This is a genomic window from Streptomyces sp. NPDC015139 (genome assembly GCF_043079785.1).
Lineage (GTDB): Bacteria > Actinomycetota > Actinomycetes > Streptomycetales > Streptomycetaceae > Streptomyces > Streptomyces albidocamelliae.
In genome coordinates this window covers 18582-39147 of the sequence record NZ_JBIBUW010000002.1, presented here as the reverse complement: position 1 = coordinate 39147, position 20566 = coordinate 18582, and the positions used below count along the sequence as shown (strand labels likewise).

Annotated in this window: 14 protein-coding genes; 9 read left to right on the top strand and 5 right to left on the bottom strand. The window is 72.9% G+C overall.

Going from position 1 to position 20566, the window contains the following annotated elements:
* From ACF08B_RS04630 to ACF08B_RS04615, 4 genes are all read left to right on the top strand, one after another.
* Complete coding sequence (locus ACF08B_RS04630) at positions 1–2826, top strand: SUKH-4 family immunity protein (protein ID WP_392316067.1); 2826 nt, start codon at positions 1–3, stop codon at positions 2824–2826.
* Between the two features lie 64 nt (positions 2827–2890).
* Positions 2891–3796, top strand: coding sequence for an RNA polymerase subunit sigma-70 (locus ACF08B_RS04625; protein ID WP_392316066.1), 906 nt, complete (start codon positions 2891–2893; stop codon positions 3794–3796).
* 186 nt (positions 3797–3982) lie between these two features.
* Positions 3983–4540, top strand: coding sequence for a dihydrofolate reductase family protein (locus ACF08B_RS04620; protein ID WP_392316065.1), 558 nt, complete (start codon positions 3983–3985; stop codon positions 4538–4540).
* 128 nt (positions 4541–4668) lie between these two features.
* Positions 4669–5556, top strand: coding sequence for a cellulose-binding protein (locus ACF08B_RS04615; RefSeq protein WP_392316064.1), 888 nt, complete (start codon positions 4669–4671; stop codon positions 5554–5556).
* A 24-nt stretch (positions 5557–5580) separates the two neighbouring features.
* Here ACF08B_RS04615 and ACF08B_RS04610 read toward each other — a convergent pair whose 3' ends face one another.
* From ACF08B_RS04610 to ACF08B_RS04600, 3 genes are all read right to left on the bottom strand, one after another.
* Positions 5581–7221 (bottom strand): cation acetate symporter, encoded by a 1641-nt coding sequence (locus ACF08B_RS04610; RefSeq protein WP_392316063.1) that lies wholly within the window; start codon positions 7219–7221, stop codon positions 5581–5583.
* Positions 7218–7619, bottom strand: a complete 402-nt coding sequence (locus ACF08B_RS04605; protein ID WP_392316062.1) for a DUF485 domain-containing protein — start codon at positions 7617–7619, stop codon at positions 7218–7220. Before ACF08B_RS04605 ends, ACF08B_RS04610 begins: the two co-directional genes overlap by 4 nt.
* Before the next feature lie 229 nt (positions 7620–7848).
* Positions 7849–9345: an MFS transporter gene (locus ACF08B_RS04600; RefSeq protein ID WP_392316061.1), complete on the bottom strand. Its 1497-nt coding sequence runs from the start codon at positions 9343–9345 to the stop codon at positions 7849–7851.
* A 444-nt stretch (positions 9346–9789) separates the two neighbouring features.
* Here ACF08B_RS04600 and ACF08B_RS04595 point away from each other — a divergent pair, with 444 nt between their 5' ends.
* The 3 genes from ACF08B_RS04595 (at position 9790) to mfd (ending at position 16959) form a co-directional block, all read left to right on the top strand.
* A complete protein-coding gene (locus ACF08B_RS04595; protein WP_392316060.1) occupies positions 9790–10578 on the top strand; it encodes an ABC transporter ATP-binding protein in 789 nt (262 codons plus the stop codon).
* A complete protein-coding gene (locus ACF08B_RS04590; protein ID WP_392316059.1) occupies positions 10575–13157 on the top strand; it encodes an ABC transporter permease in 2583 nt (860 codons plus the stop codon). The genes ACF08B_RS04595 and ACF08B_RS04590 overlap by 4 nt, the downstream gene beginning before the upstream one ends.
* A 259-nt stretch (positions 13158–13416) precedes the next feature.
* Positions 13417–16959, top strand: a complete 3543-nt coding sequence (gene mfd / locus ACF08B_RS04585) for a transcription-repair coupling factor (RefSeq protein ID WP_392316058.1) — start codon at positions 13417–13419, stop codon at positions 16957–16959.
* 81 nt (positions 16960–17040) lie between these two features.
* Here the strand turns inward: mfd and ACF08B_RS04580 are convergent, their stop codons facing one another.
* On the bottom strand, positions 17041–17649 hold the full coding sequence (locus ACF08B_RS04580) for a TetR/AcrR family transcriptional regulator (RefSeq protein WP_392316057.1): 609 nt from the start codon (positions 17647–17649) through the stop codon (positions 17041–17043).
* Between the two features lie 115 nt (positions 17650–17764).
* Here ACF08B_RS04580 and ACF08B_RS04575 point away from each other — a divergent pair, with 115 nt between their 5' ends.
* Positions 17765–18709, top strand: coding sequence for a hypothetical protein (locus ACF08B_RS04575; RefSeq protein ID WP_392316056.1), 945 nt, complete (start codon positions 17765–17767; stop codon positions 18707–18709).
* A 184-nt stretch (positions 18710–18893) separates the two neighbouring features.
* Positions 18894–19610, top strand: a complete 717-nt coding sequence (locus tag ACF08B_RS04570) for an HNH endonuclease family protein (RefSeq protein WP_392316055.1) — start codon at positions 18894–18896, stop codon at positions 19608–19610.
* Positions 19611–19727: 117 nt separating this feature from the next.
* Here ACF08B_RS04570 and ACF08B_RS04565 read toward each other — a convergent pair whose 3' ends face one another.
* On the bottom strand, positions 19728–20483 hold the full coding sequence (locus ACF08B_RS04565; protein ID WP_392316054.1) for a hypothetical protein: 756 nt from the start codon (positions 20481–20483) through the stop codon (positions 19728–19730).
* Positions 20484–20566: the final 83 nt, after the last annotated feature.

The following is a 20566-nucleotide window of genomic DNA, read 5'->3' as shown; positions in this document are numbered from 1 at the left end:
ATGGTGACCTATGCGCAGGCGCAGGAGCGCGCCGAGGAGTGGATCAACGGGGACGTTCCCGCGTATCAGCATCGTGAGGTGCGGGTGCGGGAGTTCGAGCTCGGTTTCGTGGTGTGGGGTGAGGACCGTGCGGAGGGCCCGCGTTCGGACGCGGGTGGTCAGCGGCTGGTCATCGCCCGGGACAGCGGGGAGGCGACGCTGTGGCCGGCGTTGCCGGTGGGTGAGGTGATCCGCCGGTACGAGGAGGCGTACGGCCGTGCGGACGAGCCGCGGGACGCGGTTCCGGCGGCTGCGGCGGCGCGGGTCGATCTGAATCAGACGTCGTTCCTGCTGACTCCTCCGGAGTGGTTGCAGGAGGCGGCGGACCGGCTGGGTCTCGGAGAGGGGCGTTCGCAGGACGGGCCCGCCGACGGGTCGGGTGCCGGTGCCGGTGGCGGGGTGTCGTCCGGGGGTGCCGGGCTCGCCCAGACGCAGGCCGGGGTGCCGGTGGACGCGCCGGGGGCGTTCCCGGGGGCGCCTGCCGGTCCGGCGGTGCCCGTGTCCGGTGCCGCCGCTCCGGTGGACGTGCCGTCGGGTGCGACGCCGTGGGCGGGTACGGACACGAATGCGGACGGCGGTGAGGAGGACCGGTCGGTTCCGTTGCCGGCGACGGTGTTCGCGCCGCAGGTGAGTGATGCGGAGGCGGACGGTCCGCGGCCGCCGGCGGCCGAGCCCGATGCGAAGACGGCGTTGATGGCGGGTGGCAGTCAGCTGCCGCCGACGGCGGTGGCGCCGGCGCTGGATGCGTCGAACGTGCCGGGCGCGCAGGGTGGTTCGCCCGCGCCGGCAGGTGTGCCGCAGGGCGGTACGCCGCCGCCGGGTGGGCAGCCGTACGGCTATCCGCCCGTGCACGGCACTCCGCCTCCGGCGGGTCCGGGTGTGCCGCAGGGCGGTACGCCTGCGCCTCCGCCGCCGGGTGCGCAGCCGTACGGGTACCCGCAGGGTCCGGGTGCCGCGCAGGACGCGGAGGGGTACGGCTGTCCGCAGCCGCCGGCGGGTCCGGGCGGGCCGGGGCGGCGCCTCGCGCCGAACGCCGGTGACATCGCGGACGCCGCGACGAGCAAGGCGGCGCCGCCGCCGAGGAAGCCGCGGGGCGGCGCGGGTGCGCCGCCTCCTCCGCCGGGTGTTCCGGGCGCGCCGGGCGCGCGTCCGGGGGGTGCGGCGGTGCCGCCCGCTCCGGGTGCGCCCGCGGGTGGGTACGTGCCGACGCAGCTCGTGTCGTCGCTGGGGCCCGACGGGCCCGACGGCGGGGGTGTGCCGGCCGTTCCGGGTGGCTCGCAGGGAGGGCAGGCGCCGGGCGCGTCCACGCCGCCCGCGCCTCCGGGTGTGCCGGGCGGGGGAACTCCTCCGGGCCACGTGCACCATGCGGCCACGATGCTGGCCGATCCCGGTCGGATGGGCCCGGGCGTGCCGCAGCCGCCGGGTGTTCCGGGTGCTCCGGGCGTGCAGGGCGGTCCGGCGGCGCCGGGCATGCCGAACCCGCCTGCCGCTCCGGGTGTGCCGCCCGGCCCCGGGGCGCCGCAGCCTCCGGTGGCTCCGGGTGTCCCCGGTGCGCCGGGCGCTCCGGGTGCTCCCGGTGGTGCGCGTGGTGCCGTGCACCATGCGGAGACGGTGCTGGCGGCGCCTCCCGTGGCGGGCCCGGGCATGCCTCCGCCGCCGCCGGCCGCGGGTTCCGTGCCGCCGCCGGCCCCGGGTGCGGTGCCGCCGCCCGGTGCTCCGGGGGTGCCGCAGCCGATGCCGCCGGGTGCGATGCCGCCGCCGGGCGCGCCGGTGCCGGGGCAGCCTCCGGCGTACGGGTATCCGCAGGCGGGGCAGCCGACGGTGGGTCCCGGCTACCAGGCCGTTCTGCGCTATCGCGCGCACGACGGTTCGGAGCAGCAGCTGATCCGGCGTTCGGCGCCGGGTACGCCGCACCCGGAGTGGCAGATCTTCCACGAGCTGCGGGCGATGAACGTGCCGCCGGACCAGGTGCTGGAGCTGCACACGGAGCTGGAGTCGTGTGCGTTGCCGGGTGCCTACTGTGCGCGGATGATCCGGGAGCAGTGGCCGCAGGCGCGGATCGCGAGCATCGCGCCGTACGGCACGGATCATGCGAGCCGGCAGCAGGGCATGCAGCAGTTGCTGGCGCACCAGGGCGAGTTGCACCAGGTGGCCGACGGTCCGGCGCGTCCCGCGCCGGTGCGGGCGCCGCTGCCGCCGGTGCAGGCGGTGCAGCCGCTTCCGCCGGAGGGCGTCGCGCAGGAGCTGGCGGCGGCGTTCGGTCCGGGGGTCTTCCGGTTCGAGCAGCAGGCGGTGTCGCGGCAGGGTGTGCCGCCGGTCGTGGCGCACACGCTGGTCGTGGCCGGGTTGCCGGTGGACATGGGTCCGTTCTTCTGGGCGCAGGCGCAGCCGGGCCGTCCCGTGCCGACGCTGGCGGAGCTGGCGGCCGAGCGGGGGGTGCAGCCGGCGGCGGACGCGGGGTCGTACCTCGTGATGGGTACGGACTTCGGCAAGGCGATCTGTGTGCAGTACGGCACGGCGAACATCGTGGCCGTGCCGGTGGAGGCGGGGCCGGGCGGTGCTCCGGTGCCGCCGCAGTTCGTGAACAGCGGGCTGCTGGAGTTCGCACGCTGCCTGGCGCTGCTGGGCCGTATGTGGCGTCTGAGGTTCGGACTGAACCAGGAGCAGGCGGGCCGCTGGACGGTCGACTTCCAGGCGCAGCTGGCCTCCTTGGATCCGGCGGCGCTGGGTTCGCCGGAGAGCTGGTGGTCGGTGCTGCTGGAGCAGATGTGGGACGGGCTGCTGTAGCGGCGCCGGCCGGGTGTGAGCCCCTTCGTGCCCTTCACGCGTGCGTGAAGGGCATGATGGGCCGGTGGACTTCGAGCCGTACCGGGGCGAGCTGGTGGCGTACTGCTACCGCATGCTGGGCTCGTTCCACGAGGCCGAGGATCTGACGCAGGAGACGATGCTGCGGGCGTGGAAGGCGCGGGAGAGGTACGACCCCGGGCGCGCGTCCGTGCGGACCTGGCTGTACCGCATCGCGACGCGTGTCTGCCTGAGCGCTCTGGAGGGCCGTGCCCGGCGCCCGCTGCCGTCGGGTCTGGGGGCGCCTTCGGAGGATCCCGGGGCGCCGTTGACGCCGGCGGTGGACGTGCCCTGGCTGGAGCCGTTCCCCGAGGCGCGGTGCGAGGTGGAGGCGCGCGCGGACCTGCGGCTGGCGCTGGTGGCGGCGCTGCAGTCGCTGCCGGCGCGGCAGCGGGCCGTGCTGGTGCTGCGGGAGGTGCTGGAGTTCTCCGCCGCCGAGGTGGCCGGGCAGTTGGGCACGTCCGTGGCGGCCGTCAACAGCGCTTTGCAGCGGGCGCGTGCGGCCCTTGCGCGCGGGGGCGGCATCGATGCGGTGGGCGAGCCGGTCGATCCCGGGACGCAGGCGGTGGTGGGGCGCTATGTACGGGCCTTCGAGGCGGCCGACGTGGCGGGGCTCGTGCGGCTGCTGACCGAGGACGCGGTGCTGGAGATGCCGCCGGTGCCGCTGTGGTACCGGGGGCGGCGGGACTACGGCCGGTTCATGGAGCGGGTGTTCGCGCTGCGCGGGACGGGCTGGCGGGTGGAGCGGGTGGCGGCCAACGGGCAGCCGGCGCTGGCGGCGTACGCGCCGGAGCGCGGGGCCGGCCATCGTCTGCACAGCGTGCAGGTTCTGACGGTGGCGGGCGGCCGGGTCGCGCACAACGTGGTGTTCGCGGACCCGCGCGTGCTGGCCGCGTTCGCGCCGTCCCCGTAGGCGTCCGGCGCCCGCCGGCTCCTGGGGGCCCGCACGCGCGCGGGTGACGCGGGCGTGATCGGCCTGTTCGCCGCGCCCTGGTGCCCGGCCGCCGGAACAGGTTCGTCTTTCCGCGACGGGGAGCGATGAGTCCGGCCGGTGCCGCCGGTATGTACCGGTGAGCCATCGAGTGGAGGGACCGTCGTCATGAGTGTCGTCGTCATCGAGTTCATCACCCTGGACGGGATCGTGTCGGATCCGGACGGGTCCGCGGGTACGGCGTACGGGGGCTGGGCGTTCCGGTACGGGCCGGAGGCGGTCGCCGGGGACAAGTTCCGTCTCGGCGCCGTCCTGGACGAGGGGGTTCTGCTGCTGGGCCGTACCACCTGGGAGCTGTTCGCGCGGCTGTGGCCGGGAGGGGACGACCCGTTCGCGGCGCGGATGAACGCCGTGCCGAAGCTGGTGGTCTCGCGCGGCGCTCCGGACGTGTCCCGGTGGGCCGGTTCGCGGTTGCTGGAGGGCGATCTGCCGGCCGCCGTGCGGGCCGAGCGGCGGGACGTGGTCGTGACCGGGAGCCTGGCCGTCGTGCACGAGCTGATGGCCGCGGATCTGGTCGACGAGTACCGGCTGCTGACGTTCCCGGTGGTGCTCGGGCAGGGCCGGCCGCTGTTCCCGGCCGGAAGTCCGCCGGCCGGTTGGGAGTGTCTGTCGGCCGAACGGGTGGGCGCCGCCGTCCTCACACGCTACGGGCGGGCGGCGGGTTGACGCCGCGGTGCGGCATCACGACCCTCCGGTGACCACGGAGTGTCGCGTTATGAACACTTACGTCCGATCCATCAAGATATGCGCGAAATCATCCCGTCGTGCATGTCCGGTGGAGAGGGGTTTCCCGGATGAGCAGCGCATCGATGCCGCCGCAGGGATTCGTGACGGCCCGGGGGCGCGGCTACCGCCCCGAGCAGGTCGACGCCCGCCTCACGGCGCTGTGGCGTGAGCGGGACGCCGCGTGGGATCGTGCCGCGCGGCTGACCGTGCTCGCCAAGGACATGGAGACAAAGGCCGCGCGGCTGCGGGAGACGGTCTCCGGGCTCGCGCCGCAGGACTACGAGACGCTCGGCGCGAGCGCGCGGCGGTTGTTCCGGCTCGCGCTGGAGGAGGAGCGCGACATCGGGGAGCGCGCCCGGCGTGCGGCCCACGAGTGCGTCGCGCGGGCGGAGGCCGACGCGGAGAAAATGCTCCGCGCGGCGCGCAAGGCGGCCGACACGCTCCGTGCCGAGGCCGACGAGCACGCCCGTCGCCGTCTGCTCACCGCGCGCGCCGAGGCCGACGGGCTGCGCGTCGGCGCCCGGCGCGAGGTGCGGAAGGGACGCGGGGAGGCGCTCGCTGCGGTGCGTGAGGTGCGCCGGCGCACCAGCGGCCTGCTCGACGGGCAGTCCCGGGAGCACACCGGGCACTGGGCCGGGGCCGAGCGCGAGGAGAACGACCGGGCGGCCGGCCTGGAGGCGCGGTACGCCGAGCGGATCAGCCGTGCCGAGGCCGTGCTGTCCGAGGCCGGGCGGGCACTCGCCGACGCCGAGGCGTCCGCGCGGCGCGTCCAGGAGGAGGCACACGCGCGTGCCGCCGGGATCGTCGCCGACGCACGCGCGCGCGAGGAGGGCATCGTCCGCCGTACCGAGCAGGTGCTGCGCGAGCACGGCGAGGCCTGGGACGGCGTACGGGCGCACATGGACGAGGCGCGCAGCGACCTGACCTCGCTGACGGGCCCGGCAGCCGCGGAGTAGCGGCGGCCCGGCCCGCAGGGCGGGTCATCTGCGGACCGCGCCGGCCAGGATCCACCCCTCCACGGCCTCGTACTGGCGGCGCTGCTGCTCCGCCTTGGCGCGGCCGGAGACCACCGTGCCCAGCCAGCCGAAGAAGAAGCCGGCCGGGATGGAGACGATGCCGGTCGTGGTGAACGGGAACCAGTTGAAGTCGGCGTGCGGGAACGCGGAGACCGGTGACCCGGAGACGAGGTTGGTGCCCGGCATGAGCAGCAGCACCGTCAGCGAGCCCCCGATCAGGGTGCACAGCAGCCCGGCGCGGGTGTAGCGCCGCCAGAACAGGCCGTAGACCAGGGCCGGTGCCAGGGCGGACGCGCCCAGGCAGAAGGAGAGCGTCACCAGGGGCTGCAGGCTGTAGTGCTGCACCAGGGTGGCCAGCAGAATGGTCGGGATGCCTATGGCGAGCGCCGACAGGCGGGCCAGGCCCATCTCGCGGGTGGCCGGCATCTCCCGCACCCGGGCGGCGAAGACGTCGTGGGCGAGGGAGTTGGCGCAGGCGAGGATCATCCCGGCCACCGAGGCGAGCAGGGTCAGGAAGAGCGCGGTGGTGACCAGGGTGAACAGGAAGGTCTCCGCCGTCGTCACGTCCGCCCCGAACACCGCGCGCGAGCCCAGCAGGTAGGCCGTGTTGCCCTGGGGGTCGGCCGCAGAGATCACCGTGCGTCCCACCAGTGCCGTGGCGCCGAACCCCACCACCGTCATGACCAGCACGAACAGGGCGACGATGGACACCGCCCAGGACATCGAGCGGCGTACCTGGCGGGCGCTGGAGGCGGTGTACATGCGCATGGTGATGTGCGGCAGGCAGGCGCCGCCGAGCACCACGGTCAGCTCCGAGGCGATCATGTCGAGGCGGGAGCGGCCCCCTGACCCGAACTGGAGCCCGGAGTGCAGGAAGGCCGGTCCGGCCCCGCTCTGCCGCGAGGCCGCGGTGAACAGGGCGCCGGGGTCCCAGTCGAAGCGGCGCAGGATCAGCAGGGCGATCACGGCGCCGGATCCGACCAGCATCACGATCTTGAAGATCTGGATGAGCGCGGTGCCCTTCATGCCGCCGATCGCGGCGTAGGCGATCATCAGGGCGCCGAGGCCCACCACGCAGCCGGTCTTCAGGGACTCGTTGGTGAACCCCAGGATGAACGCCATCAGCTGCCCGGTGCCGGCCAGTTGGACCAGCATCAGCGGCAGCAGCGCGGCGATCGTCACGGCGCACACCGTGATGCGCACACTGCGGCCGGGCAGCCGGCGGGCCAGGGCGTCGCCCATGGTGAACCGGCCCGCGTTGCGCAGCGGTTCGGCCAGCAGGAACATCAGCAGCATCAGCGACAGGGCCGTGCTGAGGGCGAGGACGACCCCGTCGTACCCGCACAGGGCGATCACTCCGCCGGTGCCGAGGACGGTGGCGGCGGAGATGTAGTCGCCGGCGATGGCGAGGCCGTTGCGCAGCGGGGACAGGGATCCGTAGCCGGTGTAGAACTCGTCGAGGTCGTCGCGGTCGGGGCCGGTCATCACGCACAGCAGCAGGGTCATCGTGGCGACGGTGGAGAAGGCCACCAGGGACATGGCCTGGGCGGAGCCGCTGAAACCGGTGAAACCCGGGCCGGCGGGGGAGCCTGCGGCGATGGTCATCGCATTCCTCCTCGCCGTGCGTCCAGTTCGGCCTGCTTGCGGATGCGGTCCGCGAGCGGGTCGACCTGCCGGCGTGCCGTGTGCTCGTACAGGGCGATCGCCAGCCAGGTGACGGGGAGTTGGAGGAGGGCGAGCAGAAGGCCGGCCGGAATGCCGTCGGCGACCGTGCTCGTCATGACGCCGGGCGCGCAGGCGGACAGGACCAGGAACAGGGTGAAGTAGCCGAGCGCGGTGAGCGTGGCGGTGCGCCGCTGCCAGCGGTAGGCGCTGCGCAGCAGGCGCAGATCACTGTGGTGGCCGAGGGGTTCGCGGGCCGGCCGGCGGGCGGGGCGGGGCGGTTCGGGCGGGGCGGGCTGCCAGGGGTAGGTGTACGACGGGTGCGGCGGGTCGTAGGACATCCCGGGGCTCCTTGCATGGCTCGGGTCCGTGGCGGCGGACCGCAGGGAGGTGGGGAGCGGAGCCACGCACGCTACTCGCGAGGCGCGCATCGCGCGGCGTTTTCGCCAAACTGGCCAGTCGGTATGCGCTTACTGCACGAACTCGGGTGCGGGACAGAGGTGTTACCACCGTTAACCTGCGGGAACGCCCGTCGCCTCGGTGGCACCGGTCGCCTCGGCCGCCCCGGACTCAGTCGTCCAGGACCGGGAATCTGCGCGGGGCCACCAGCAGCAGCACCAGGAACGCCAGCACCGCCGCGCAGGCCGCGCCGAGGTACACCGCGTGCACCGCCTCGGCGATGGCCCGCCGGGTCGCCTCCGGTGCCGTTCCGGCGTCCCACGCGCGCGTGACGGAGTCCAGGTCCCCCGCGCCGCCGAGCCGCGCGGCCAGCACCCCGTTGGCGACGGCGCCGAACAGGGACGCGCCCACGGTCTGCCCGGTCTGCCGGCAGAACAGCACCGACGCGGTCGTGGTGCCCCGCTCCGACCAGCCGACCGTCGACTGCACCCCGACGATCAGCGGCAGCTGGAACAGTCCCAGCGCCCCGCCCAGCAGCAGCATCAGCAGCGTCGGCTGCCACCACGACCCCGGATACGGCAGGAACGGGAACGCGCACAGGATCAGCGCCGCGAGTCCGATGCCGGTCAGTGCGGTGTCCCGGAAGCCGATGCGCCGGTAGACGTGCTGGCTGAGCGCCGCCGACAGCGGCCAGCTGAGCGTCCACACTGACAGCACGAACCCGGCCGCCACCGGCGCGAGTCCGAGCACCGACTGCGCGTACGTCGGCAGGAACACCGCCGGCGCCACCATCAGCAGCCCCAGCGCGCCGAGCGCCAGATTGACGGCGGCGATCGTCCGCCGCCGCCACACCCACCCCGGGATGATCGGCTCGGCGGCCCGCCGCTCCACCGCCACCACGACGCCGGCCAGCGCCAGGCCCGCCCCGAACAACGCCAGCGGCGGAGCGGACAGCCACGGCCACGCGACCCCGCCCTGCACCAGCGCGGTCAGCAGCACCCCGCCGCACGCGAACACGGCCAGCGCGCCCGACCAGTCCACGCGCGCGCGGGGCGCCCGCCGCCGTTCCGGCTCGTGCAGATGACGCACGACCAGCCACAGCGCGGCCGCGCCGATCGGCAGGTTGACCAGGAAGATCCAGCGCCAGTCGGCGTACGCCGCGAGCACCCCGCCGAGCCCGGGCCCGGCGACCGCGGACACCGCCCACACCGTGGACAGCCTGGACTGGATCTTCGGGCGTTCCGCCAGCGGATACAGATCGGCGGCCAGCGTCTGCACGGTGCCCTGCAGCGCCCCGCCGCCCAGACCCTGCACGATCCGGAACGCGATCAGCGCCCCCATGTTCCAGGCCGCCGCGCACAGCAGCGAACCCAGCAGGAACACCGCCGCGCCCACCACCAGCACCGGCTTGCGGCCGAAGGTGTCGGACAGCTTGCCGTATACGGGGAGCGAGACGGTCACCGCCAGCAGATAGCCGGAGAACAGCCAGGAGAAGACGGAGAAGCCGCCGAGATCGCCGACGATCTGCGGTACCGCCGTGGAGACGACGGTCGAGTCGAGCGCCGCCAGTGCCATCGCCAGCATCAGCGCGGCGACGACCGCTCCACGCCGCCGGGTGTCCGGCCGCCGGGCCGCGCCGCCGCGTATCGCGGGTGTCGTGCTCCCCACCGTGTCCCCCCTGCCCGCCCGCGGGGCCGAGTCGCGTGCCCCTTGCATCCGTTTCCGGTACGACAGCTTCCCACGCGGCCCGCGAGTTGACCCTGACGCGACGGGAGGGTGGAGGCTTGCCGCGCCGAAGGGTGGAGACGACCCCGAGTCCGCCTCCACCCGGCGGTGGAGGACCCCTAGGGGCACCTCCTTACTACGGCTCGGGGAGGGTTCGTCCCGGCGGAGGACGAGCCGGTGCGGGTGCGGTCCTTAACCTGGCTTTACGCCGCAGGGGGGCGGTCGGCCGTACCGGTGGGGGTGGGGTTTTCCCCCCGGAAAGAGGGGGCTCCGCACCAGCGCGCGGCACCCCCGCAGGCCGAGAGACTCATCGACGTACCCAGGACGACGCTTCGGCACACCGGAGCACCGAGCCACGCACCTGCCATTCGACATAGGAGACTTACCGTGACATCGGCTGTGACCATTCCCAGGCACGGGGGCACTGGAGGGCGTACGGCCGTTGCCGCACGGGCGCGGCAGGTCGTGAAGGCGTACGGGTCCGGCGAGACCCGTGTCGTCGCCCTGGACCACGTGGACGTGGACATCGCCCGCGGCCAGTTCACCGCGATCATGGGCCCCTCGGGGTCCGGCAAGTCCACCCTGATGCACTGCCTCGCCGGCCTCGACACCGTGACGAGCGGTCAGATCCACCTGGACGAGACCGAGATCACCGGCCTGAAGGACAAGAAGCTCACGCAGCTGCGCCGGGACCGGATCGGGTTCATCTTCCAGGCGTTCAACCTGCTGCCCACGCTGAACGCGCTGGAGAACATCACGCTGCCCATGGACATCGCCGGCCGCAAGCCGGACCGGGCCTGGCTGGACCGGGTCGTGGAGACGGTCGGGCTCGCCGGACGGCTCAAGCACCGGCCCACCCAGCTCTCCGGCGGCCAGCAGCAGCGCGTCGCCGTGGCCCGCGCCCTCGCCGCCCGGCCGGAGATCATCTTCGGTGACGAGCCGACCGGAAACCTCGACTCGCGCGCCGGCGCCGAGGTGCTGGGCTTCCTGCGCCGCTCCGTGGACGAACTCGGCCAGACCATCGTGATGGTCACCCACGACCCCGTGGCCGCCTCCTACGCCGACCGTGTGCTCTACCTCGCCGACGGCCGCATCGTCGACGAGATGTACCAGCCGACGGCCGAACAGGTCCTCGACCGCATGAAGGACTTCGACGCCCGGGGGCGTACGTCATGACCGTCCTGAAGACCTCGATGCGCAACTTCTTCGCGCACAAGGGCCGCATGGCGCTGTCGGCGGTCGCCGTGCTGCTCTCGGTGGCCTTCGTCTGCGGCACCCTCGTGTTCACCGACACGATGAACACCACCTTCGACAAGCTGTTCCAGGCCACCGCCTCGGACGTGACGGTCAGCGCCAAGGGCTCCTCCGACACCGGCCAGACCACCTCCCGCACCGGCAAGCCGCCGGTGATCCCGGCCTCCGTGATCGGCACGATCCGCGGCGCCCACGGCGTGAAGTCCGCCGAAGGCACCGTGTTCTCCACCTCCGTCACCGTCGTGGACGGCGACAAGGACAAGCTGTCGCCCAGCAGCGGCGCGCCCACCATCGTCGGCAGCTGGAACGGCAACGACGCCCGCACCATGAAGATCACCACCGGAGCGGCGCCCAAGGGTCCGGACGAGGTGATGGTCGACGCCGACACCGCCGACAAGCACCACCTGAAGCTCGGCGACGACATCGGCCTGATCTCGGCCGTCGGCACCCGGCACGCGCGCGTGTCCGGCATCGCCGCCTTCAAGGTCACCAACCCCGGCGCGGCCATCTTCTACCTGGACACCAAGACCGCCCAGCGGGCCCTCGTCGGCGAGAGCGGCGTCTACACCAACGTCAACGTCACCGCCGCCCAGGGCGTGAGCGACGCGCAGCTGAAGAAGGACGTGCTCGCCGCCCTCGGCCACGCCTACAAGGTGCAGACCGCCAAGGAGGTCGCCGACGCCAACCAGAAGAGCGTCCAGAGCTTCCTGAACGTCATGAAGTACGCGATGCTCGGCTTCGCCGGTATCGCCTTCCTGGTCGGCATCTTCCTGATCATCAACACGTTCTCCATGCTGGTCGCCCAGCGCACCCGGGAGATCGGCCTGATGCGCGCCATCGGCTCCTCCCGCAAACAGGTCAACCGCTCCGTGCTGCTCGAGGCCCTGCTCCTCGGCGTGATCGGCTCCGCCCTCGGCGTCGCCGCCGGCGTCGGCATCGCGGTCGGCCTCATGAAGCTCATGGGCCAGATGGGCATGCACCTGTCCACCGATGACCTGACGGTGGCCTGGACGACCCCGGCCCTCGGCCTGCTCCTCGGCGTGGTCGTCACCGTCCTCGCCGCCTACCTGCCCGCCCGCCGCGCCGGCAAGATCTCCCCGATGGCCGCCCTGCGCGACGCCGGCACCCCCGCCGACGCCAAGGCCGGCATCGTCCGCGCGGTCGTCGGACTGGTCCTCACCGGCGCCGGTGGCTTCAGCCTGTACGTCGCCGCCACCGCGGACAAGGCCACGACCGGCTCGGGCTGGCTGGGCCTCGGCGTGGTGCTGACACTGATCGGCTTCGTCGTCATCGGACCGGTCCTCGCCGGCGGCCTGGTGCGCGTCCTCGGCGTGGTCATCCTGCGGATCTTCGGCCCCGTCGGACGGATGGCCGAGCGCAACGCCCTGCGCAACCCGCGCCGCACCGGCGCGACCGGCGCCGCCCTCATGATCGGCCTGGCCCTGGTGGCCTGCCTGTCCGTCGTCGGCTCCTCCATGGTGGCCTCCGCCACCGACCAGCTCGACAAGACCGTCGGCACCGACTTCATCATCTCGCCCGACAACGAGCAGCTGATCAAGGCGGACGAGGTCGCGGCCGTCAAGTCCGTCCCGGGCCTCGCGCGGGTCACCGAGTACCGGCCGACCAGCGCCGCCTTCACCACTCCGGACGGCAAGACCCTGGAGAAGACCGACATCACGGGGGCGGACCCGTCCTACGCGACCGACCTGCGGACCAAGACGGTCGCCGGCGACCTCAAGGACGCCTACCTGCCCGACTCGATGTCGGTCCACGAGAAGTTCGCCGAGGACCACGGCATCCACCTCGGCTCCCGGATCACCGTCGCCTTCCAGAACGGCACGAAGGCCGCCCACCTGACGGTGCGCGCGATCACCAGCGACGACACCGTCATCGACAAGGGCGCGATGTACACCTCCGTCGCCACCATGGCCAAGTACGTCCCCGCCGGCCGGATGCCGCTCAACCAGCTGCTCTTCGCCTCCGCCGAGGACGGGCAGCAGGCCACCGTCTACAAGGCGCTCAAGACCGCGCTGCACGACTACCCCGAGCTGACCGTCCGCGACCAGACCGACTACAAGAAGGCGCTGAAGGACCAGATCGGCCAGCTGCTCAACATGATCTACGGCCTGCTGGCGCTCGCGATCATCGTCGCGGTCCTCGGTGTCGTGAACACCCTGGCCCTCTCGGTCGTCGAGCGGACCCGGGAGATCGGCCTCATGCGGGCCATCGGCCTCTCCCGCCGCCAGCTGCGCCGCATGATCCGCCTGGAGTCCGTCGTGATCGCCGTCTTCGGCGCCCTGCTCGGCCTCGGTCTGGGCATGGGCTGGGGTGCGACCGCGCAGAAGCTCCTGGCCCTCCAGGGCCTGAAGGTCCTGGAGATCCCGTGGCCGACGATCATCGCCGTCTTCGTCGGCTCGGCCTTCGTGGGACTGTTCGCCGCGCTGATCCCGGCCTTCCGGGCGGGCCGGATGAACGTGCTGAACGCGATCGCGACGGAGTAGCCGCGCGGGAAGACGACCACCGCACACGGGGGTTGCGGGGGAGTGCCCGGTGCCGGGAAGTCCAGCCAGGACTTCCCGGCACCGGGTTTTCGGCCGTCGTGGGGCCTTCGTCCACACGGCCGGGCACCCGCCACCCGACGGCGGAGTTGTCCACAGGCTCCGACGGCAACGCCGACGGAGTCGTACGCTGGACAACCCCGGCCGTCACACGTGTCGGGTCGTTCGTGTTGCCCACCCATCGGGACGGAAAAAACCCTCCATGAGTCTGCACGGTCTGCTCGACGCCGTCGTCAAGGACACCGCTCTCGCGGAAGCGATCAAGGCCGCCGCGGACGGCAACCGCATGCACGTCGACCTCGTCGGCCCCCCGGCGGCCCGCCCCTTCGCGATCGCCGCCCTGGCCCGCGAGGCCGGCCGCCCGGTGCTGGCCGTGACGGCGACGGGCCGGGAGGCCGAGGACCTCGCGGCGGCCCTGCGCTCGCTGCTGCCCCCCGAGGGCGTCGCGGAGTACCCCTCCTGGGAGACCCTCCCGCACGAGCGGCTCAGCCCCCGCAGCGACACCGTGGGCCGCCGCCTCGCCGTGCTGCGCCGCCTCGCCCACCCCCGCCCCGACGACCCCGAGACCGGCCCGGTCTCCGTGGTCGTGGCGCCCGTGCGCTCCGTCCTCCAGCCGCAGGTCAAGGGCCTCGGCGACCTGGAACCGGTATCCCTGCGCACCGGACAGAACGCCGACCTGAACGACGTCGTCGAAGCCCTCGCGGCCGCCGCCTACGCACGCGTGGAGCTCGTCGAGAAGCGCGGCGAGTTCGCCGTGCGCGGCGGCATCCTCGACGTGTTCCCGCCCACCGAGGAACACCCCCTGCGCATCGAGTTCTGGGGCGACGACGTCGAGGAGATCCGCTACTTCAAGGTCGCCGACCAGCGCTCCCTCGAAGTCGCCGAGCACGGCCTGTGGGCCCCGCCCTGCCGCGAACTGCTGCTGACCGAGGACGTCCGGGCACGCGCGCGTGCCCTCGCCGAGGAGCACCCCGAGCTCGGCGAACTGCTGAACAAGATCGCCGAGGGCATCGCCGTCGAGGGCATGGAGTCCCTCGCCCCCGTCCTCGTCGACGACATGGAGCTGCTGCTCGACGTCCTGCCCAAGGGCGCCATGGCCGTCGTCTGCGACCCGGAGCGGGTCCGCACGCGCGCCGCCGACCTGGTCGCCACCTCCCAGGAGTTCCTGCAGGCCTCCTGGGCGGCCACCGCGGGCGGCGGCGAGGCACCCATCGACGTCGGCGCGGCCTCCCTGTGGTCCATCGCCGACGTCCGCGACCGCGCGCGCGACCTGGACATGATGTGGTGGTCGGTGTCGCCGTTCGCGGCGGACCTCGAACCGGACGCCCTCGACGGGGACACCCTCAGACTCGGCATGCACGCCCCCGAGACCTACCGCGGCGACACCGCGCGGGCCCTCGCCGACACCAAGGGCTGGCTCGCCGACGGCTGGCGCACGGTCTTCGTCACCGAGGGCCACGGCCCCGCCGCCCGCACCGTGGAGGTCCTCGGCGGCGAGGGCATCGCCGCCCGCCTGGACGCCGACCTCGCCGCCCTGAGCCCCTCCGTGGTGCACGTCTCCTGCGGCTGCGTCGAGTACGGCTTCGTGGACCCGGCGCTCAAGCTCGCCGTGCTCACCGAGACCGACCTGTCCGGGCAGCGCACCGCCAGCAAGGACGGCGCCCGCATGCCGGCCCGCCGCCGCAAGACCATCGACCCGCTCACCCTGGAGCCGGGCGACTACATCGTCCACGAACAGCACGGAGTCGGCCGCTACATCGAGATGGTGCAGCGCACCGTGCAGGGCGCCACCCGCGAGTACCTGGTCGTCGAGTACGCGCCCGCCAAGCGCGGCCAGCCCGGCGACCGCCTCTACATCCCCACCGACCAGCTGGAGCAGATCACCAAGTACGTCGGCGGCGAGGCCCCCACCCTGCACCGCCTGGGCGGCGCGGACTGGACCAAGACCAAGGCCCGTGCGAAGAAGGCCGTCAAGGAGATCGCCGCCGACCTGATCAAGCTGTACAGCGCGCGGATGGCCGCCCCCGGCCACGCCTTCGGCGGCGACACACCGTGGCAGCGCGAGCTGGAGGACGCCTTCCCCTACGCGGAGACCCCCGACCAGCTCACCACCATCGCCGAGGTCAAGGAGGACATGGAGAAGTCCGTCCCCATGGACCGCCTGATCTGCGGCGACGTCGGCTACGGCAAGACCGAGATCGCCGTACGGGCCGCCTTCAAGGCCGTGCAGGACGGCAAGCAGGTCGCCGTCCTCGTGCCCACCACCCTGCTGGTGCAGCAGCACTTCGGCACCTTCTCCGAGCGGTACGGGCAGTTCCCCGTGAACGTGAAGGCCCTCTCCCGCTTCCAGACCGACACCGAGGCCAAGGGCGTCCTGGAGGGCCTGAAGGACGGCGCGGTCGACGTCGTCATCGGCACCCACCGGCTGTTCTCCTCCGAGACCAAGTTCAAGGACCTGGGCCTGGTCATCGTCGACGAGGAACAGCGCTTCGGCGTCGAGCACAAGGAGCAGCTGAAGAAGCTCCGCGCCAACGTCGACGTGCTGACCATGTCGGCCACGCCCATCCCGCGCACCCTGGAGATGGCGGTCACCGGCATCCGCGAGATGTCCACGATCACCACGCCCCCCGAGGAGCGGCACCCGGTGCTGACCTTCGTCGGGCCGTACGAGGAGAGGCAGATCGGCGCCGCCATCCGCCGTGAACTGCTGCGCGAGGGCCAGGTCTTCTACATCCACAACCGGGTCGAGTCCATCGACCGCGCGGCGGCGCGCCTGCGCGAGATCGTCCCCGAGGCGCGCATCGCGACCGCCCACGGCCAGATGTCGGAGTCCGCGCTGGAGCAGGTGGTCGTCGACTTCTGGGAGAAGAAGTTCGACGTCCTGGTGTCCACCACGATCGTCGAGTCCGGCATCGACATCTCCAACGCCAACACCCTGATCGTGGAGCGCGGCGACAACTTCGGCCTGTCCCAGCTGCACCAGCTGCGCGGTCGCGTCGGCCGGGGCCGGGAGCGCGGTTACGCCTACTTCCTCTACCCGCCGGAGAAGCCGCTCACCGAGACCGCGCACGAACGCCTCGCGACCATCGCCCAGCACACGGAGATGGGCGCGGGCATGTACGTCGCGATGAAGGACCTGGAGATCCGCGGCGCCGGAAACCTGCTCGGCGGCGAGCAGTCCGGGCACATCGCGGGCGTCGGCTTCGACCTGTACGTCCGCATGGTCGGCGAGGCCGTCGCCGACTACCGGCGCCAGCTGGAGACCGGCGAGGCCGAGGAGGAGGCACCGCTCGAGGTCAAGATCGAGCTGCCCGTCGACGCGCACGTCCCGCACGACTACGCCCCCGGCGAGCGGCTGCGACTGCAGGCATACCGGGCCATCGCCTCCGCGAACTCCGAGGAGGACATCAAGGCCGTCCGCGAGGAACTCACCGACCGCTACGGCAAGCTGCCCGAACCGGTGGAGAACCTGCTGCTGGTGGCCGGGCTGCGGATGCTCGCGCGCGCGTGCGGTGTCGGCGAGATCGTCCTCCAGGGCACGAACATCCGCTTCGCGCCGGTGGAGTTGCGCGAGTCGCAGGAACTGCGGCTCAAGCGGCTCTACCCGGGCACGGTCATCAAACCGACCGCGCACCAGGTGCTGGTGCCGCGCCCGAAGACCGCGAAGGTCGGCGGCAAACCGCTGGTCGGACGCGACCTGCTCGGCTGGGTCGGGGAGTTCCTGGCCTCCGTGCTGGGGTCGTAGGGAGGCGGCCGGAGGGCGGGACCGTACCGTCCTCCGGCCGGGGCCGGCCCACGCCGGCGTCAAGGCCCGGGCGCCGGCCGGTCAGTCCTGAGGCCGGTCCGGGCCGGCCGAGTGGAACAGCATGCCCGCCAGCGTGTGGAACACCTCTTCGGGGTCCCGGTCGCCGACGGCCGTGTCCAGATTGCGGCCGAGCAGCAGCGTGGCGAAGCCATGGGCCAGGGACCAGGCGGCCACCCCGGCCAGGCCGGCGTCCTGGCCGCGGTCGCCGGGATCGACCGAGGAGACCGCCGTGCGCAGGGCGTCCGCGGCCAGCGCCCGGGCGGTGGAGAGCTCCAGGTCGTCCCCGCGCAGCAGCCCAGGAGTGAACATCACCTCGAAGTGCGCCGGGTGCTCGCGGGCGAAGCGCACGTAGCGCACGCCCGCCTCCCGAAGGTCGCGGGCGTCCGCGAGCGCCTGTGCCAGAAGGCCGTAGCCCTCGGCGGCGATCGCGGTGAGGAGCCCGGCGCGGTCCTTGAAGTGGTGCGCGGGCGCCGCGTGCGACACCCCAGCCCGGCGCGCCAGATCGCGCAGGCTCAGGGCCGAGGGGCCGTCGGCCGCGATGACCTCCAGCGCGGCCGTGAGTACGGCTCGGCGCAGATCACCGTGGTGGTACGACCGCTGCGACGCGGCCGGGGACTTCGCGGGACTCATGGCAAGCAGCGTACGCCGAATCTAGGCATTGACAAGTTCGACCCGGCCCGGCAATCTAGTCAGTGTCAAGTTCAGGTGCGGTCGAACGGGCCGCGCACGGGGGAGGAGACGCGTCATGTCCGAGCGGACCGGCAAGGGGACGGCTACGGGGGCGACGGCCGCGGGTGCGGCCGAGAGCGCGGCTGTGAGCGCGGAGGCGGTGCCGGTGGCGCGGGCCCGCCAGTTGTGGCACCTGCTGGAGCCGCTGCACGCGCTGCTGTACTACGCGCCCGAGGTCTTCGAGGAGTCGGCCGCACTGGGCTACGACCCGACCGACCGCTGGCCGAGCTACTTCCCCCTGCGTGCGGCCCCGTTGGGCGCGGCCGGACCGGAGCGGGTGACCTCCGCCTTCTACAGCTTCGCGCCGCACATGGTCGCCGAGCACATCGAACCCGCCTGGGACGTCGCCAGTCCGGAGCAGGTGCTGGACGCGCGCCTGCGCGGCATCGACCGGGCCTACCGCGCGATCCTGGGCGACCGGATCGACCGCCCCGAACTGGCCGAGGCCGCCGCCCTCGCCCGGCGCGCGGCCGAGGCGGCCGGTACGGCGGGCCGCCCGCTCGCCGCGGCCAACGCCGCACTGCCCTGGCCCGAGGCCCCGCACCTGCAGTTGTGGCACGCCGCCACGATCCTGCGCGAACACCGGGGCGACGGCCATCTCGCCGCCCTGCTCCTCGCGGACCTCGACCCCGTCGAGTCCCTGGTCTCCTTCGCCGCGATCGGCGCCGCCTCCGCCGAGCGGTTCGAGAGCCGCGGCTGGCGTCCCGAGCAGTGGTCGGCCGCCGGTACGCGCCTGGCCGGCCGCGGCCTCCTCACCTCGGACGGTACGGCCACGGAGGAGGGCCTCGCCCTGCGCCGACGCGTGGAGGAGGACACCGACCGTCTTGCCGCCGCCCCCTGGCAGACCCTCGGCAGGACCGGCGTCGACCGCCTCACCGAACTCCTCGGCGACTACTGGGTCGCCGTCCTGTCCACCGGCCTGCTCCCCTCGGAATCCACCCTCGGCATAGGCAAGGTGTGAGCGGGCGCACGCAGCCGGCAGCCGTGCCCCCCTGTCGTGACGTCAAGTAACCCCACTCGGGCCCGCCTTGCCCGCCAATCACCCCATTGCGCCCCATCCTGCGGCAACGGAAGGGCGGTTACCGTGGGACGGAACGATCCGCCGCCGGCCGAGGGGCGGACAGGGCGAGCAAGGAGGGCGCACCGTGACGCGTCTGAGGGGCGGGGCGGTCACAGCCGTGGCCGTGCTGGTCGCCGTGACCGGCTGCAAGGTCGAGCAGACCGGTGGGGCGTCCGGCCCCGAGGAGACGGGCGGCAAAGGAGCGGCCCTGAAGGCCGCCGACTCACTCGCCGTCAAGGGGCGTGCGCCGAAGACCGGTTACGACCGCGAGCGGTTCGGCACCGCCTGGGCGGACACCGACTCCAACTCCTGCGACACCCGCGACGACATCCTCAAGCGCGACCTGAAGGAGGTGAGGTACACCGGCGGCACCTGCAAGGTCACCTACGGCCAGCTCGACCCGGACCCGTACTCCGGCAAGGAGATCACCTACCGGCGCGGCCGCAGCCAGGTCGACATCGACCACGTCGTCGCCCTCTCGGACGCCTGGCAGAAGGGGGCCAAGTACTGGGCCCCCAGCAAGCGCATAGCCATCGCCAACGACCCCCTCAACCTCATCGCCGTCGACGCGAGCACCAACCGCGGCAAGGGAGACGGCGACACGGCCACCTGGCTCCCGCCGAACAAGACCTACCGCTGCACCTACGTCGCCGCCCAGGTGGCGGTCAAGAAGAAGTACGGCCTGTGGGTCACCGCCGCCGAGAAGACCGCCATGAAGAAGGTCCTCGACACCTGCCCGAACCAGAAGCTCCCCTCGGGCGGCAACCCGACCGAGGCACCGAAGCGCTTCCGGGCGCACTGAGAACGCCCGGCGCGCCGGTCCGGTCCGCTGCGAGCCGTAGTGCGTGCGGGCATGCCGCCTGCGTCGAGCCCGGCGCAGGGCCACCCGTTGTGACCCTGCGCCGGGCGGGGCCGGGCGTCAGCCGCCCAGCGCGTCCAGGTCGATGACGTCACCGGCGGGCTTCCGCGCCGGGACCGGCTTGCCGTAGTCGGTGAAGGACAGGTGCTGCGGCCCGTCGGAGCCGGAGGTCTTGTCGATACGCACCAGGTACGGCTTGCCCTCGGTCGCCACGTACGCGGTGTACCGGTCCTTGCCGTCCTTCTCGTGCAGCGTGATCACCGGCGTCCCGTCGGACTCGGTGGTCTTCCCGCGGGCGGTGGTGCCGTTGCCGGTGTCGTTCATCCCGCCGAGCACCGAGTCCAGGTCGCACAGGCTCGCCATGTCCTTGGCGTCCTGCCCCTTCAGGGACATCTTGGACCACTTGCCCGCCAGCATCGCCACCGCGGCGTCCGTGCCGGCCTTGGACTCGCCCTTGCTCTGGGCGCGCAGGAACGCCTCGTCGTACTTCATGTAGACGGTGTCGCCCGTCTTGATCAGATCGGCCTTGCCCTGGCCGCCCATGCTCATCGTGCCGGCGCACTCGCCCTTCTTGTCGAGCGCCAGGTCGATCTTGATGGTGCCCTTGCTCTCGTCGTCGGTGACCTCGCCCTTCATTCGCAGCGAGGGGGCTGCCTTGGTGGCCTTGACGGCCCGATCGGCGATCTGGCCGCCGCTCAGCCCGGCGAACGGGCCCTTCGGCTTGCTGTCCGCCGAGTCCTGCCCCGGCAGACAGCCGGTGAGTCCCGCGGTGGCCGCGGCGGCGAGACAGAGGGCGGCAAGTGCGGTACGGCGCATGGCAATTCCTTGTGGAGAGAAGTGATGAGCGGTTGAGCGGTGCCGCCACCGTGCGTGCGGTGGCGAGCGACCCGGTGGCCGGG